Consider the following 12,925-nt stretch of genomic DNA (forward strand, 5'->3'; position numbering starts at 1 on the left):
GGAGTTGACTCGACACCATGCAGGTCACCAAACACGAACACGCCACCCTCGTTCTCACCGATTCCGGGCACACGCTCGTCATCGACCCGGGCAGCTTCACGTCACCGCTCGACGACCTCACGGGCCTCGTCGGCGTCGTCGTCACGCACGAGCATCCCGACCACTGGACGCCCGAGCACCTCAGCCGCCTGCAGAAGGCGTACCCGGGCGCGCCGATCTACGGACCCGAGGGCGTGCAGAAGGCCGCGGCGGGCTTCGACATCATTCCGGTGAACCCCGGTGACACCCTCGACCTCGGCCCCTTCCACCTCGAGTTCTTCGGCGGAAAGCACGCGGTCATCCACGAGTCGATCCCCGTCATCGACAACGTCGGCGTGCTCGTGAACGACGCGCTCTACTACCCCGGCGACTCGTACGCCGTGCCCAAGGGGGCGGACGTGGCGCTCCTCGCGGCCCCCGTCGGCGCGCCGTGGCTCAAGATCTCCGAGGCGATGGACTTCGTGCTGGCGGTCAAGCCCGCGCGCGCGTTCGCCACGCACGACATGACTCTCTCGGTGGCCGGAAAGCAGATGGGCGACGCCCGCCTCACCTGGGCCGTCGAGCAGAACGGCGGCTCGTTCGTCGACCTGCGCCCCGGCGACTCGACCGAGGTCTGACCCCCACAACTCCGGCAGAACCGGCTCGTGCGGCCCTCCGTCACCCGCGCGGCCGGGTCACCGCAGGAGTTGTGCCACCCCACACGAGCACACCGGATGCCACCACCCCAGGCCACCAGCCCAGAGCCGCACAACTCCGGCAGAACCGGCTCGTGCGGCCCTCCGTCACCCGCGCGGCCGGGTCACCGCAGGAGTTGTGCCACCCCCACACGCAGAACACCGGATGCCACCACCCCAGGCCACCAGCCCTGACCCGCACAACTCCGGCAGAAACAGTCCGCGCCACCCTCCAGCACCCGCGCGGCCGGGTCACCGCAGGAGTTGCGCCACCCCACACGCAGAACACCGGAGGCCCCCAGGCCACCAGCCCTGACCCGCACAACTCCGGCAGAAACGGTCCGCGCCACCCCCCAGCACCCGCGCGGCCGGGTCACCGCAGGAGTTGCGCCACCCCCACACGCAGAACACCGGATGCCACGAGCCCTGGGGCCCGTGGCATCCGGTGTTCTCTGAGAGAGCTGCTTACTGCGCGTCGAGATCGGTCTCGAGCAGGGCGACGAGCTCGTCGAGCGCCTGCTCGGCGCCCTCACCCTCGGCCTTGAGCGTCACGACGGTGCCGTGACCGGCGCCCAGACCCATGAGCGAGAGGATGCTGCCGGCGTTGAGGTCGGGGCCGCCTGCAGCCGAGATCGTGACGGGGACCTTCTTCTCCTGCACGGCCTGCACGAAGAGCTTCGCGGGACGAGCGTGGAGGCCCGAGCTGCTGGCGATGGTGGCCTGACGTTCTGCCATGGTGAATCCTTCCGATTCGACGGGGTCTTAGGCCGCGACCGTGGCTGCCGGCGCAGCCTCGGCGACGACGGCGTCTTTGGTGCTGCGACCGATGCCCTTGAGAGCGACGACGATCAGCGCCGTCACGACCGTACCGGCCGCAATCGCGAGGGCAAAACCCCAGAACGGGTTGATCGCGAAGAACACGAACACACCGCCGTGAGGGGCGAACGACTGCACGCCGATCAGCATGCTCAGACCACCCGTGATCGCGCCGCCCACCATGGAGGCGGGGATGACGCGCAGCGGGTCGGCCGCGGCGAACGGGATCGCGCCCTCAGAGATGAACGAGGCGCCCAGCAGCCAGGCGGCGGCACCGTTCTCGCGCTCGACCGGGGTGAACCGGCGGCGTGCCAGCACCGTCGAGGCGAGAGCCATGGCGAGCGGAGGAACCATACCCGCGGCCATGACGGCGGCCATGATGAGGTACGGAGCGGTGTTGATCTGCGAGGCGGCGGCGAGGCCGGTCGTGGCGAAGACGTAGGCCACCTTGTTGACGGGTCCGCCGAGGTCGATGCACATCATGAGACCGAGGATCACACCGAGGAGGACCGCACCGGCGCCGCTGGCGGCGAGGGAGTTCAGGCCGTTGGTCAGCATCTCCATGAGCGTGGCGATCGGGCGACCCAGGAACAGGATCATCAGCCCCGAGGCGAAGATCGAGCCGAGGAACGGCACGATCACGACGGGCATCAGGCCGCGCAACCAGCGCGGGGCGTCGAAGCGACCCAGCCACCAGGCGATGAAGCCGGCGAGCAGACCGCCGATGATGCCGCCGATGAAGCCGGCGTTCATGAGCACCGCGACGGCACCGGCGACGAAACCGGGGGCGATACCGGGGCGGTCGGCGATCGCGTACGCGATGAAGCCGGCGAGCACCGCGACGATGAAGCCCATCGACGTCGCGCCGATCATGAAGGCGACCGACCCGAGGTACTGGCCGAGCGGCCCGATCGGGGAGGTGATGTCTTCGGTGGGCAGATCCCAGAGCGAGTTCTGGATGATGACGTTCGCGGCGTTCGCGGTGACCTCGTACCCGCCGAGCAGGAAGCCCAGCGCGATGAGCAGACCGCCACCGGCGACGAACGGGATCATGTAGCTGACACCGGTGAGCAGCCAGCGCTGGATGCGACGACCCACCGACTGCGAGCCGGCCGAGGCGGCCTCAGACGCCCCGGCGGCAGAGCCCTGCACGCGCGGCGCCTGGGGGTTGCCGACCGCGGCGACCGCCTCGGCGATGAGGGCCTGGGGCTGCTCGATGCCGCGCTTCACACCGGCGCGCACGACGGGCTTGCCCGCGAAGCGCTGGGGGTCGCGCACGTCGACGTCGACGGCGAAGATGACAGCGTCGGCGTCGTCGATGACGTTCTGCGGCAGTGCCTTGTAGCCGCTGGAGCCCTGCGGCTCGACGATGAGCTCGACACCCTCGGTCTCGGCACCGGCGGCGGTGAGCGCGTCAGCGGCCATGAACGTGTGGGCGATGCCGGTGGCGCAGGCGGTGACCGCGACGATCTTCGTCGTGCGTGCGGCCGTACGCGCCTCGGCCCGCGTGGCGGCGGGAGCCGCGGCGACGGGCTCGGCTGCGGGCGCGGGGGTGATGGCATCCGTGATGATGCGCACCGCCTCGCCGGGAGTGGAGGCCGCGCGCAGCCCCGCGGTGAAGTCGTTCTTCATGAGGCTGCGGGCCAGCTGCGAGAGCACCGCCAGGTGCGCCTCGTCGGCACCCGCGGGTGCGGCGATGAGGAACACGATGTCGGCCGGGCCGTCGGGCGCCCCGAAGTCGACGCCGGGAGTGAGTCGCGCGAAGGCAAGGGTCGGCTCGGTCACCGACGCGCTGCGCGCGTGCGGGATGCCGATGCCGCCGGGCAGGCCGGTCTCGTCTTTCTGCTCGCGGGCCCAGGCGTCGTCGAAGAGCTCCTGCGCACTGCGCGCGCGGCCCTGCGCGACGATGCGCTCGGCCAGCGCGCGGATGACCGACTGCTTGTCGGCCCCCAGGGGCGCGTCGAGGCTGACGAGCTCCGGTGTGATGATGTCGGACATGGGTGTCGACCTCCGTGGTCAGGGTGTTGCGGTAGGAATGGCGAAAGCGATCACGGCGATCGGCCCGGCGGGCAGATCGGCCGGCGTCGGGGCCTGCGTCCCCGGCAGGGTCGCGGCAGCGGCGCCGTAGGCGATGCTGCGCGCGAGACGATCGGGGGCCGCGGCCCCCTCGAGGTCGGCGAGCAAGTAGCCGGCGAGCGAGCTGTCGCCCGCTCCGACCGTGCTCGCGACCTGGATTTTGGGGGCGCGTCCGCGCCAGGAGCCCTCGGCGGCGAACAGCAGCGCGCCGTCGGCTCCGAGGGTGACCAGCGCGGATGCCACGCGGTCGGGCACGAGCGCCGAGGCGCGGCGCGCGGCGGCGGCGATCACGTCGTCGTCGGACGCGGCGTCTTCGCCGACGAGTTCGGCCAACTCCTCGTGGTTCGGCTTGATGAGGTCGGGACGAGCGGATGCCACGACCGCGGCGAGGGCCGGGCCGGAGGCGTCGACCGCGATCCGCGGGGCGCGGGTGCCCCAGCGGTCGCGGACGGCGGCGATGAGATCGGCGTAGAAGGTGTCGGGCACGCCGGGCGGCAGGGATCCGGCCAGGACGAGCCACGTGGCCCCCTCGGCCGCGGCGACGACACCCTCGGTAAGCGCCGTCGCTTCGGCCGGCGACAGCTCGGCGCCGGGGAGGTTGAGCTTGGTGGTCTCGCCCTGCGGGTCGGTGATCGTCAGGTTCGCGCGGGCCCGGCCGGCCACCGGAACGATCTCGAGGTCGACGTTGGCGTCGTCAAGGAGCAGCCGGTACGGGTCGTGGTCGTTGACGGGCACCACGGCCCGCGCGGGGGCGCCGGCCGCCGAGATGACGCGGGCGACGTTGACGCCCTTCCCGCCGGCGTCTTCGCGCGACGACTCCGCGCGCTGGACCTCCCCGGGAACGAGGGGACCCGGAAGGTGAACGGCGCGGTCGGCCGACGGGTTGGCGGTGAGCGTGACGATCATGCGACACGCACCTCGGCGTCGGCCTCGGCCAGCGCCTGGGCGAGGGGGGCAGGCGGGTCTTCGTCGGTGACGAGCACGTCGATCTCGTCGAGGCGGGCGAAGCGCACGAGGAGTTCCTCTCCGAACTTGGCGGTGTCGGCGACGACGACGACGCGCCGCGCGGACTGGATGATGGCGGTCTTCACGGCCGCCTCCTCGGGGTCGGGCGTGCTGAGGCCGAAGTCCGCACTCAGTCCGTTGGTCCCCACGAAGGCGATGTCGGGACGCAGCTCGCCGATGGCGCGCACGGTGTACGCACCGACGGCCGCCGCGGTCACGCCGCGGACCTTGCCCCCGATCACGGTCAGCGAGACCCGGTCGTCGCCGGCCAGCAGGTGCGCGGCCTCGAGGGAGTGCGTGACGATCTCGACCTCGCTCGCAGAATCGCCCAGCACGAGCGGCAGCTCGGCGGCAACGGCGGCGGCTGTCGTCCCGGCGTCGATGAAGACGGATCCGCGGAAACCCGGGGCGAGCAGGCGGGCAGCCTCGATCGCGATGGCGCGCTTGGCTTCCCCCTGGCGCAACCGTCGCTCGGAGAGCGAGGCCTCGGTGGTGCTGGCCCGGTCGACGCCGACGGCGCCGCCGTGGACACGGCGGAGCGAACCTCGGCGCTCGAGGCGGTCGAGGTCACGCCGGACGGTCTCGGTCGTGACGTCGAAACGGCGAGCCAGGTCGACGACACTGACGCGTCCGATCTCACGCAGCTCGCGCTCGATGAGCTGCTGGCGCTCCATTGCGTACACGGAATCTCCTTCGAAGATTCCCACAAGTTACAACACGAAGCCACATGAAGCAACATCGCGGTGCACGACAATTCCCCGCGCGTGAAGTGCACGGGATGCCGAGCGTGCGAGAGCCGTCACTCGGCGGCGAGATCGCCCACGATGCTGCAGGCACGCCAAGCGGCGCTCAGGCGGGGCTCACCAGGAACTCCGTCGCCGAAACGGTGGTATCCCGAAGAGCACGCCGAGGTCGGAAGCCCCCACGGTGAGGCGTGTCGTCGTTCTGCGACTCAGGGCGCGACGACCGAGATCGTGAACGCGATCTCACGGCCATCGGGGGCGGTGAGGGTCGCGGTCGTCGATCCGATCGACAGTGCGGTGAAGCCGGGACGGAAGGTCGCGCCCTCGGTCGTTCCGCCGCCGGAGAACTCCGCGACCGTGGGGTCGGCCGTGGTGCCGGTCCACTGGTCTTCGGTGCCGTCGTCGACGGCGATGACAAGGGCGGTATCGACGATCACGGCAACGTCGGTGCCGTCGAGCTCACCGGGTGAGACGATTGTGGGCGGCAGAGCCTGCAGACCGCCGGCCGTGCTGGGGCTCGCGGACGAGCCCCCGGAGGGCGCCGCGGGGGTCTGAGCGGGGGTGCACCCGACCGTCAGGAGGGCGACTGCGACCACGACGGCCGCGAGAGACGAACGCTTCACCGGAACCTCTTCTCGAGACGGGATGATCGACCGTCTCCGTTCGGATGCTATCGCGCGCCGAGCGCTGGCACCGACGACGCGGCGGAACGAAGGTCGGGGTTCGGGCGCCCGGGCCCGGCGACTCGCCGGGCCCGGGACGATCACTCCCGGCGGCGCCGCGCGCCGACGACCGAGGCGCCCCCGGCGGTGGCGGCCAACGCTCCCCCCAGGGCCACGGCAAGCCACAGCGCTCCATCGATGCCGGAACGGGCGAGAGAACCGCCCGACGAGCCGCCGGCGACGGCCGGGCCGCCCGTCGCGGACGGCGTCGGTTGCGGGGAGAGGGTCGGCTCTGGCGTGGGGGTCGGAGTCGGAGCCGCCGCGCCGACACGCACGATCGCCTGCTGGACGCCCGCCGAGCCTGCGCCTTCCACGCGCACCTCGGTCACCCCCAGCGCGGCATCCACGGCGATCGTCGTCTCGATGATGGCGGTGCCGTCGGCATCCGCGATCACCCACGGCAGCGACGCCCCCGCGATCTGGGCCAGGACGGCTTCGCCGACGCGGAAGCCGGTCGCGGTCAGCCGCAGCGTGTCGCCGCGGCGGGGTTCGGCATCCGAGACGTCCAGCACGCCCGGCGTCCGCGCGGCGGCGAGCTCGGCGCAGACGTCGCCCTGGACGCCGAACGGCGGAACCGGATCCTCCTCGGCATCCTGCACGCCGTCGTCCTCGCGGACGATGATGCCCGAGAAGTCGGAGGAACCGGAGACGACGCGCTCACCGGTGGTCGCCGCGGTCCCCGCGATCGACACCCCCGACCCCGAAGCATCCGCGTTGCCGACGATGAGGACGGCAGCGGGCACACACGTCTGGCCGGGGGCGAAGGTGACGCGTTCGGCGCCGAGACTGGCCGGGGGCGCTCCGCCGCCCGGTCCGGGGTTCGTGCCGAGGTACACGCTCACGGGCTCGTCGGTGGCCCGATCCAGCCAGACCGCGACCGCCGCGGTCCGCTCCTCGGAGCCCTCCTCCAGGCGGGTCTCGGCCACGTTCACCGCCGGACGCGCGACCGCCGCGGGTGCGCCGGTCGACGGGGTGTCGAAGGCGAGATCCGACAGGAGAAGCGATCCGGATGCCGTGTCGTCGGCGCCGAACCCCGGCTCCAGCACCACCTCCCGCACGTCAGAGAGGTCGATGCCCAGCACCTGATCCAACGGAAGGGTGATCTGCTGCAGGACGACCTTGTCGAGCCCCCGTGCCCCGCCCGGAAGGCGGTTGACCGCGTAGGGGTTCAGCACCGAGGCGGGGGTGGAGAATTCGGCCCCCGATCCGTCGATCAGCGTCAACGAGAATTCGGTCCCGAGGAAGACGTCGTCGCCCGGTGCCACCTTCAGCGTCAGCTGTGCATGGTCGCGCACGTCGCGCTGCTCGGCCGGCAGGGCGACACGCAGGCTCGCGCCGAAAGTCTCCGTCCACTCGAATCGCGTCGCGGGGAAGAGCGGGACGTACGGGGCCAGGAAGGCGGGGTTCCAGTGCGGTACTTCGCCGGAGGACCGGTAGGTGCAGGACTCCCCGGTGGAGCCCTCGCAGAGCGTCGCGGTGGCCTGCCCCTCAACCGTCACCGGTGCGCCTCCACCGGCGAAATCGGTGATCAGGTCGGTGGCCGAGCGGGCCTGGGTGGCGATTGCGCGCACGTCGGCGAAGGTCGTGAGAGTGGTCGACGGGGCGACGGATCCGTCGAACAGGGGTCGGAACTCGTCTTCGCCCCCGAGGACGAGCCGGAAGAAGCCGGTCATGTACGACACCCCGACCTGGTACTGCTGTGCGGCGCTCAGACGTGTGCTGTCGTCGGTCGCGCAGCTGGATGTCGTGTCTTCGGGGTTCCAGTCGTCGGCACCGCCCACGGGGTACTCGCCCGGGGTCCACACGGTGCTGAAGAAGTTGTGGTTGGCGCCCATGACCCACAGCGCTGACCGCAGGACGTCATCGCCGAACGCGCGGCGGGAGTCATCGACGTACTTCTGCCCCTGCTGGTCGGAGACATCGCCGTCGCAGTAAGGCAGAACCGCCAGGGTCGTCACGTCCGAGAGCGTGCGACGGGCGAAGTCGGTCGGGGCCAGCGGAAGGACCGCGAGAATGCCGTAGCGGTCGGCGGCGGCGGCGTTGAGCTGCGCGGCCGTGGCGACGCCCTCGCCGCCACGAGAGTGACCCATGAGGCCGACGCGGTCCAGATCGAACCGGCCGTCGAGATCGTCGGCGGTCACCTCCGCGGGGGGAGCCGGTTGATCGGCGCGTGTGGTGGCGCGCTCCAGTGCCTCATCGAATGTGCGGGTCACGGCATCCTGACCCTCCGGCTGATCCTCGAACGCCACGTCTTTGCCGCGGCCCAGTCGGTCGAGCATGTCGAGTGTGTCTAACACCAGACGGCCCCGCGCCTGCGCGCCCTGGTCGAGGGTGAGCTCGGAGTCGGTGGCATTGATGGCGTTCGCGGAGATCGAGACGACGTTGTAGCCATGGGAAGCGAGAGCGCGGCCGGTGCCCTCGTAGCCCAGGTACGAGCGGATCACCATCTCGTCACTCGGGCAGGGCCAGCCACCGCTCGCTTCGCCCGATGCGGCGTCACCGCACGTGGCGTGCCGGCCGTGTTCGAGGATCACGACCGGCCGCGGTCCGGCCGCGGAGCTGAGGTACAGCTTTCCCACCACCTCGCCGCGGCCGTCGCGGTAACCCGCGAGACGGATCGCCGCCTCGCCGAAGTCGTACTCCGCCTCGGTCACCGTGTAGGGCCCCGGTTCGGCCGGGTCGGCGATGGGGTCGGCGGGAGCGAGCGCCTCGAGCTGCCGCTCGAGCGTGTCATTCTCGGGCTCGGGGGCGCGCCGCTGGCCGGGGCTGTCGGCACCGTCCTCACCGGCCTTGGGACCCGATCCCGACGCCCACCCCTTCACCACCTCGCGGGCCGAGGCGACACGGTCGTCGAACGTCGTGATGGTCAGGGTGCGGCCGCCGTCCTCCGTGCGCGCGATGCCGAGGGGCTCTCCGTCGACGACGATCGTGGGGGCGTCGCTCACGATCGGCAGCGGCGCGGCCAGACGCAGCGTGACCGTGTACCCGCCGGGGGCCCGTTCGACGGTCCAGTCCTCGCCCGAGGCCACGACGACATCGTCGGGGCCCTGGGCCGACGCCGGAACGGCGGTGGCCCCGGTGATGAGCAGGGCAAGCAGCGAGGCGACGGCGATGTGCCGGCGCCGAGGAAGAATGCGCATCGGTGCGACTCCGTGTCGGTCGGGCGGACAACCCCGAGGACACAGACATCCCCCAGGTCACGTGTTCTCGGCATTCAAGCAGACCGATGCGGCAGAGCGCGAGGTTTTCCGGACCGTCACCGTGTGGCCCGGGGGTGCCTCTGTCCCTCCAGACGAAGTCCGACCTCGGCGCCGATCTCCGGGCGAGACGCGAACGGCGAGCACTCGACGTCCAGCACGTCCCCTCCCGGCAGCTGCACGGAAACGATCATCCGCGCCCCCTCGTCGAGCACGGCGGTGACGATCCCGCGGACGGGCGCGACCGCATCGAGCGAGATCTGGGACGGACGCACGAACGCCCCGCCCTCGGCGTCATCCCGGAGCGCCGCGGGAACAGCCACGACCTCCCCGGTCAGACGCGCGACCTCCCGCGACGCCGGATGGCGGTAGACCTCCCCCGGCGTACCGATCTGCGCGACGGAGCCGCGCTGGAAGACTGCCACCCGATCACCGGCGAGAAACGCCTCCGCGCGGTCGTGAGTGATGAGCACTGTGGCGACACCCACCTCGCGCAGCAGCGCGCACACTCCCGCGCGCACGTCGGCCCGCAGGGCCGCGTCGAGGGCGTTGAAGGGTTCGTCGAGAAGCACCGCCGCCGGACGTGCGGCCAGAGACCGGGCCACCGCGACGCGCTGCCGTTGACCGCCCGACAACTCGTGCGGAAGGCGATCCGCCAGCCCCGATAGCTGCACCAGGTCGAGCAAACGACGCACCTCGGGGTGTTGCGCGGCTCGGCGCACCGACACCCCGGGGAGGCCGTAGGCGACATTCGCGGCCACGGTGCGGCGCGGGAACAGCGCTCCCTCCTGCGGGACGAGCCCGACCCCGCGGCGGTGCGTCGGGACTCCGGTGACGTCGCGACCGTCGATGGCGATGGTGCCAGACGACAACGGATGCAGCCCCGCGATCATCCGCAGAAGCGTGGTCTTGCCACTGCCCGACGGGCCCAGCACCGAGACGATCTCTCCCCTGCCGACGTCGAGGTCGACGTCTTCGACCACGGACCGGGTTCCGTATCCGCCCGTGACGGCGCGCAGCTGCAGGGTCATCGGAAGTCCTCTCCGAGTGAACGGATGCCATGAGCCATCGCCAGCGCCGGCACGAGGCCCACCGCCACCAGCAGCAGCGCGGGCCATGCGGCGGCACCGTACGCGCCGGCGCTGGTGGCCGCCCACAACTCGGTGGCCAGGGTGTCGACCCCGATGGGGCGGAGCATGAGGGTGGCGGGAAGCTCCTTCATGACCGCCGCCATGACGAGCACTCCCCCGGCGAGGATCCCCGGGGCGGCGCTCGCGAGGGTCACCCGGTGCCAGGCCGCGACCGGCCCGTCGCCGAGCGTGCGTGCGACGTCCTCCAGCGCGGTCGGCACCGCGGCGAAAGCGGCACGACTCGACCCCATGGCCTTGGGGAGGAACAGCACCGCGTAGGCGACGACCAGGGCGGCCGCGCCCTGGTAGGCGCCGGGAGCCACGGTGAGCGTGAGGGCGACCAGCGCCAGTGCCACGACGAGCCCCGGGAGCGCGTGGCCGATCGAGCTGAGCGTTTCGAGCACCGCCACGAACCGGGTGCGATATCGGGCGCCCAGCCACGCCACCGGGAGCGCGGCGAGCACGGTGACCAACGCGGCCCCCGCGCCCAGTGCGAGCGTGGTCGTTGCGGCCTGCAGCAGCTCCGGTGCGGTCGCGGCGTAGCGGTCGGCGAAGGGTACCCGTGCGACGAGCGCCGTGAGAGGCACCGCCACCGCGGCCCCCTCGACCAGCGCGAGGCCGACGACGACGGCGACCGTGGCCCCGCGGCCGAGGCGGACCGGGGCGGGCGGCGCGGCGTGGGCGTCGACCCGCGCCGCTGCGCGACGGCGCGCACCGGACTCGGCCGCGACGCAGAGCGCCGCCAGGATTGCGAGCATCAGCCCCATGGCGGCCGACAGCGAACGGTCGAAGCCGCCGGTGAACTGGGCGTAGATGCCGGTGGTGAGGGTGTCCACGCGCAGCAGAGCCGGCGCCCCGAAATCCGATAGGGCGTACAGGGCGACCAGGAGCGTCCCCGCCAGGGCGGCCGGGAGTATCTGGGGCAGTGTGGCCGACAGGAAGGCGCGTACGGGAGAGCGCCCGAGCGTGCGTGCGGCGTCCGCCACGGAGGCGTCGATCCGGGCGAAGGCCGCCATGGTGGGCACTGTGACGTACGGCACGGTCGAGAGGATGAGCACCGCGATGAGCGGTCCGGGCCCCGAGAGCCCCGGGATCACGCTCATCCAGCCGAAAGCGGCGACGAAGCTGGGGAGCGCGAGGGGCAGGCACGCGAGCACTCGCCAGAGCGCGCGCGCCGGAAGCCGCACGCGGGTGAGCGCCCACGCGGTCGCCACACCGACGACGAGCGCACCGGCCGCGGTCGCGACGGTGATCCCGACGGTGGCGACGAGCAGGTCGAGGGTCCGCGGGCGGAAGATGACACCGGCCACCGTCGCGGGATCTCCCGACGCCACCCGCACGACGAGTTGGACGAGCGGTGCCGCGACCGCCGCGGCGACGAGCGTCGCGACGGCGAGCACGAGCACCGGGGTGCCCGACCGCAGGGTCGGCGCACCCCGGTGCCGGGTACGGGTGGGAGCGGTCAGAGCAGCCCCGCCTGCGTCAACATGGCGACGGTCTCCTGGACCGACGACAGCGACGACAGGTCGATGTCGGGCCCGCCGAGCTCGGAGAGGGCCGGCACTCCGGCGGGCGATGCCACGCCCGCGAGGAGCGGGTACTCGGACGTCTCCTCGGCGAAGTACGTCTGCGCCTCCTCCGACAGCAGAAACGCGACGAAGTCCTGAGCGGCGCGCGAGTCGGCGGCGCCGGCGAGGATGCCGGCACCGGTGACGTTCACCAGAGCTGAGACGGTGCCGGGGTCACCGAACTTCAGCTGAGCCCGGAGGGTGGCCGGGTCCTGTTCGGAACGGGCCCAGTAGTAGTGGTTGATCAGGCCGAGAGGGACGACGCCGGTGTTGACCGCTTCCAGCACCTCGCCGTTCTTCGAGTAGATCTGTGCATCGTTGGCGACCATGCCCTCTACCCACTGACGCGCACGCTCCTCGCCCTCCTCGACGCGCAGCGCGGTGAGGAAGGCCTGGAACGACGCGTTCGAGGGGACAATAGCGACCTTGCCCTTCCACTCCGGCTCCGTCAGCTGGAAGACGTCGCCGGGGATCTGGTCGGCGGTGTAGGTCTCGCTGTCGTAGGCGATCACGCGGGCGCGACCGGTGAGACCCACCCACGAGCCGTCAGTGGAGGTGTACTCCGCGGGAACGGTGGCGGTCACGGCCTCGGGAAGCGTGCTGAGCAGGCCCGCGGCATCCACTGCCCCGAGCGACCCGGAGTCCTGGGACAGGAAGACCTGCGCGGGCGTGCGGTCTCCCTCTTCGAGGAGCTGCGCGGCGAGTTCAGTGGAGCCGGCGTAGCGCACCTCGACGTCGATCCCCGAGGCCTCTTCGAACTGGGCGATGAGCGGGGCGACGAGCTTCTCATCGCGACCGGAGTACACCACGAGCGACGTTTCGTTCTCGGTCGGCTCGGGGGCGGCCGCCGGCGCGCCGCCGGCGCACGACGACAGGGTCAGAGCGCCCGCGACGGTGAGGACGAGAGCGCTGAACGCGGGACGGAATCTGGACATGATGCTCCTGGGATCGACGG

General features: G+C 71.8%; 10 protein-coding genes. 1 reads left to right on the top strand and 9 read right to left on the bottom strand.

Annotated features, from left to right (window positions below; genetic code table 11):
- Positions 1–17 precede the first annotated feature (17 nt).
- On the top strand, positions 18–656 hold the full coding sequence (locus tag ACU6WY_RS08380) for an MBL fold metallo-hydrolase (RefSeq protein WP_483819216.1): 639 nt from the start codon (positions 18–20) through the stop codon (positions 654–656).
- Between the two features lie 522 nt (positions 657–1,178).
- Here the strand turns inward: ACU6WY_RS08380 and ACU6WY_RS08385 are convergent.
- From ACU6WY_RS08385 to ACU6WY_RS08425, 9 genes are all read right to left on the bottom strand, one after another.
- Complete coding sequence (locus tag ACU6WY_RS08385) at positions 1,179–1,448, bottom strand: HPr family phosphocarrier protein (protein WP_063257512.1); 270 nt, start codon at positions 1,446–1,448, stop codon at positions 1,179–1,181.
- A 27-nt stretch (positions 1,449–1,475) separates the two neighbouring features.
- Positions 1,476–3,527, bottom strand: coding sequence for a PTS fructose transporter subunit IIABC (locus ACU6WY_RS08390; RefSeq protein ID WP_483819217.1), 2,052 nt, complete (start codon positions 3,525–3,527; stop codon positions 1,476–1,478).
- A gap of 18 nt (positions 3,528–3,545) precedes the next feature.
- Complete coding sequence (locus ACU6WY_RS08395; RefSeq protein ID WP_483819218.1) at positions 3,546–4,511, bottom strand: 1-phosphofructokinase family hexose kinase; 966 nt, start codon at positions 4,509–4,511, stop codon at positions 3,546–3,548.
- A complete protein-coding gene (locus ACU6WY_RS08400) occupies positions 4,508–5,293 on the bottom strand; it encodes a DeoR/GlpR family DNA-binding transcription regulator (protein ID WP_483819219.1) in 786 nt (261 codons plus the stop codon). Before ACU6WY_RS08400 ends, ACU6WY_RS08395 begins: the two co-directional genes overlap by 4 nt.
- Positions 5,294–5,562: 269 nt before the next feature.
- Positions 5,563–5,976, bottom strand: a complete 414-nt coding sequence (locus tag ACU6WY_RS08405) for a hypothetical protein (RefSeq protein WP_483819220.1) — start codon at positions 5,974–5,976, stop codon at positions 5,563–5,565.
- A gap of 140 nt (positions 5,977–6,116) precedes the next feature.
- Positions 6,117–9,215 carry an alpha/beta hydrolase gene (locus ACU6WY_RS08410; RefSeq protein WP_483819221.1) on the bottom strand — a complete coding sequence of 1,033 codons (3,099 nt, stop codon included), beginning with the start codon at positions 9,213–9,215 and terminating at the stop codon, positions 6,117–6,119.
- A 116-nt stretch (positions 9,216–9,331) separates the two neighbouring features.
- Entirely contained in the window at positions 9,332–10,303 is a 972-nt protein-coding gene (locus tag ACU6WY_RS08415; RefSeq protein ID WP_483819222.1) for an ABC transporter ATP-binding protein, read from the bottom strand.
- Positions 10,300–11,808 carry an ABC transporter permease gene (locus tag ACU6WY_RS08420; RefSeq protein ID WP_483819223.1) on the bottom strand — a complete coding sequence of 503 codons (1,509 nt, stop codon included), beginning with the start codon at positions 11,806–11,808 and terminating at the stop codon, positions 10,300–10,302. The genes ACU6WY_RS08415 and ACU6WY_RS08420 overlap by 4 nt, the downstream gene beginning before the upstream one ends.
- A 56-nt stretch (positions 11,809–11,864) precedes the next feature.
- A complete protein-coding gene (locus ACU6WY_RS08425) occupies positions 11,865–12,905 on the bottom strand; it encodes an iron ABC transporter substrate-binding protein (RefSeq protein ID WP_483819224.1) in 1,041 nt (346 codons plus the stop codon).
- Positions 12,906–12,925: the final 20 nt, after the last annotated feature.

This window comes from Microbacterium sp. ZW3a, from assembly GCF_057167165.1.

Bases quoted from the DNA above. Each gene is read 5' to 3' on its own strand.
- ACU6WY_RS08415 (WP_483819222.1), bottom strand. From the start codon at position 10,303: ATGACCCTGCAGCTGCGCGCCGTCACGGGCGGATACGGAACCCGGTCC.
- ACU6WY_RS08425 (WP_483819224.1), bottom strand. From the start codon at position 12,905: ATGTCCAGATTCCGTCCCGCGTTCAGCGCTCTCGTCCTCACCGTCGCG.
- ACU6WY_RS08395 (WP_483819218.1), bottom strand. From the start codon at position 4,511: ATGATCGTCACGCTCACCGCCAACCCGTCGGCCGACCGCGCCGTTCAC.
- ACU6WY_RS08380 (WP_483819216.1), top strand. From the start codon at position 18: ATGCAGGTCACCAAACACGAACACGCCACCCTCGTTCTCACCGATTCC.
- ACU6WY_RS08390 (WP_483819217.1), bottom strand. From the start codon at position 3,527: ATGTCCGACATCATCACACCGGAGCTCGTCAGCCTCGACGCGCCCCTG.
- ACU6WY_RS08410 (WP_483819221.1), bottom strand. From the start codon at position 9,215: ATGCGCATTCTTCCTCGGCGCCGGCACATCGCCGTCGCCTCGCTGCTT.
- ACU6WY_RS08385 (WP_063257512.1), bottom strand. From the start codon at position 1,448: ATGGCAGAACGTCAGGCCACCATCGCCAGCAGCTCGGGCCTCCACGCT.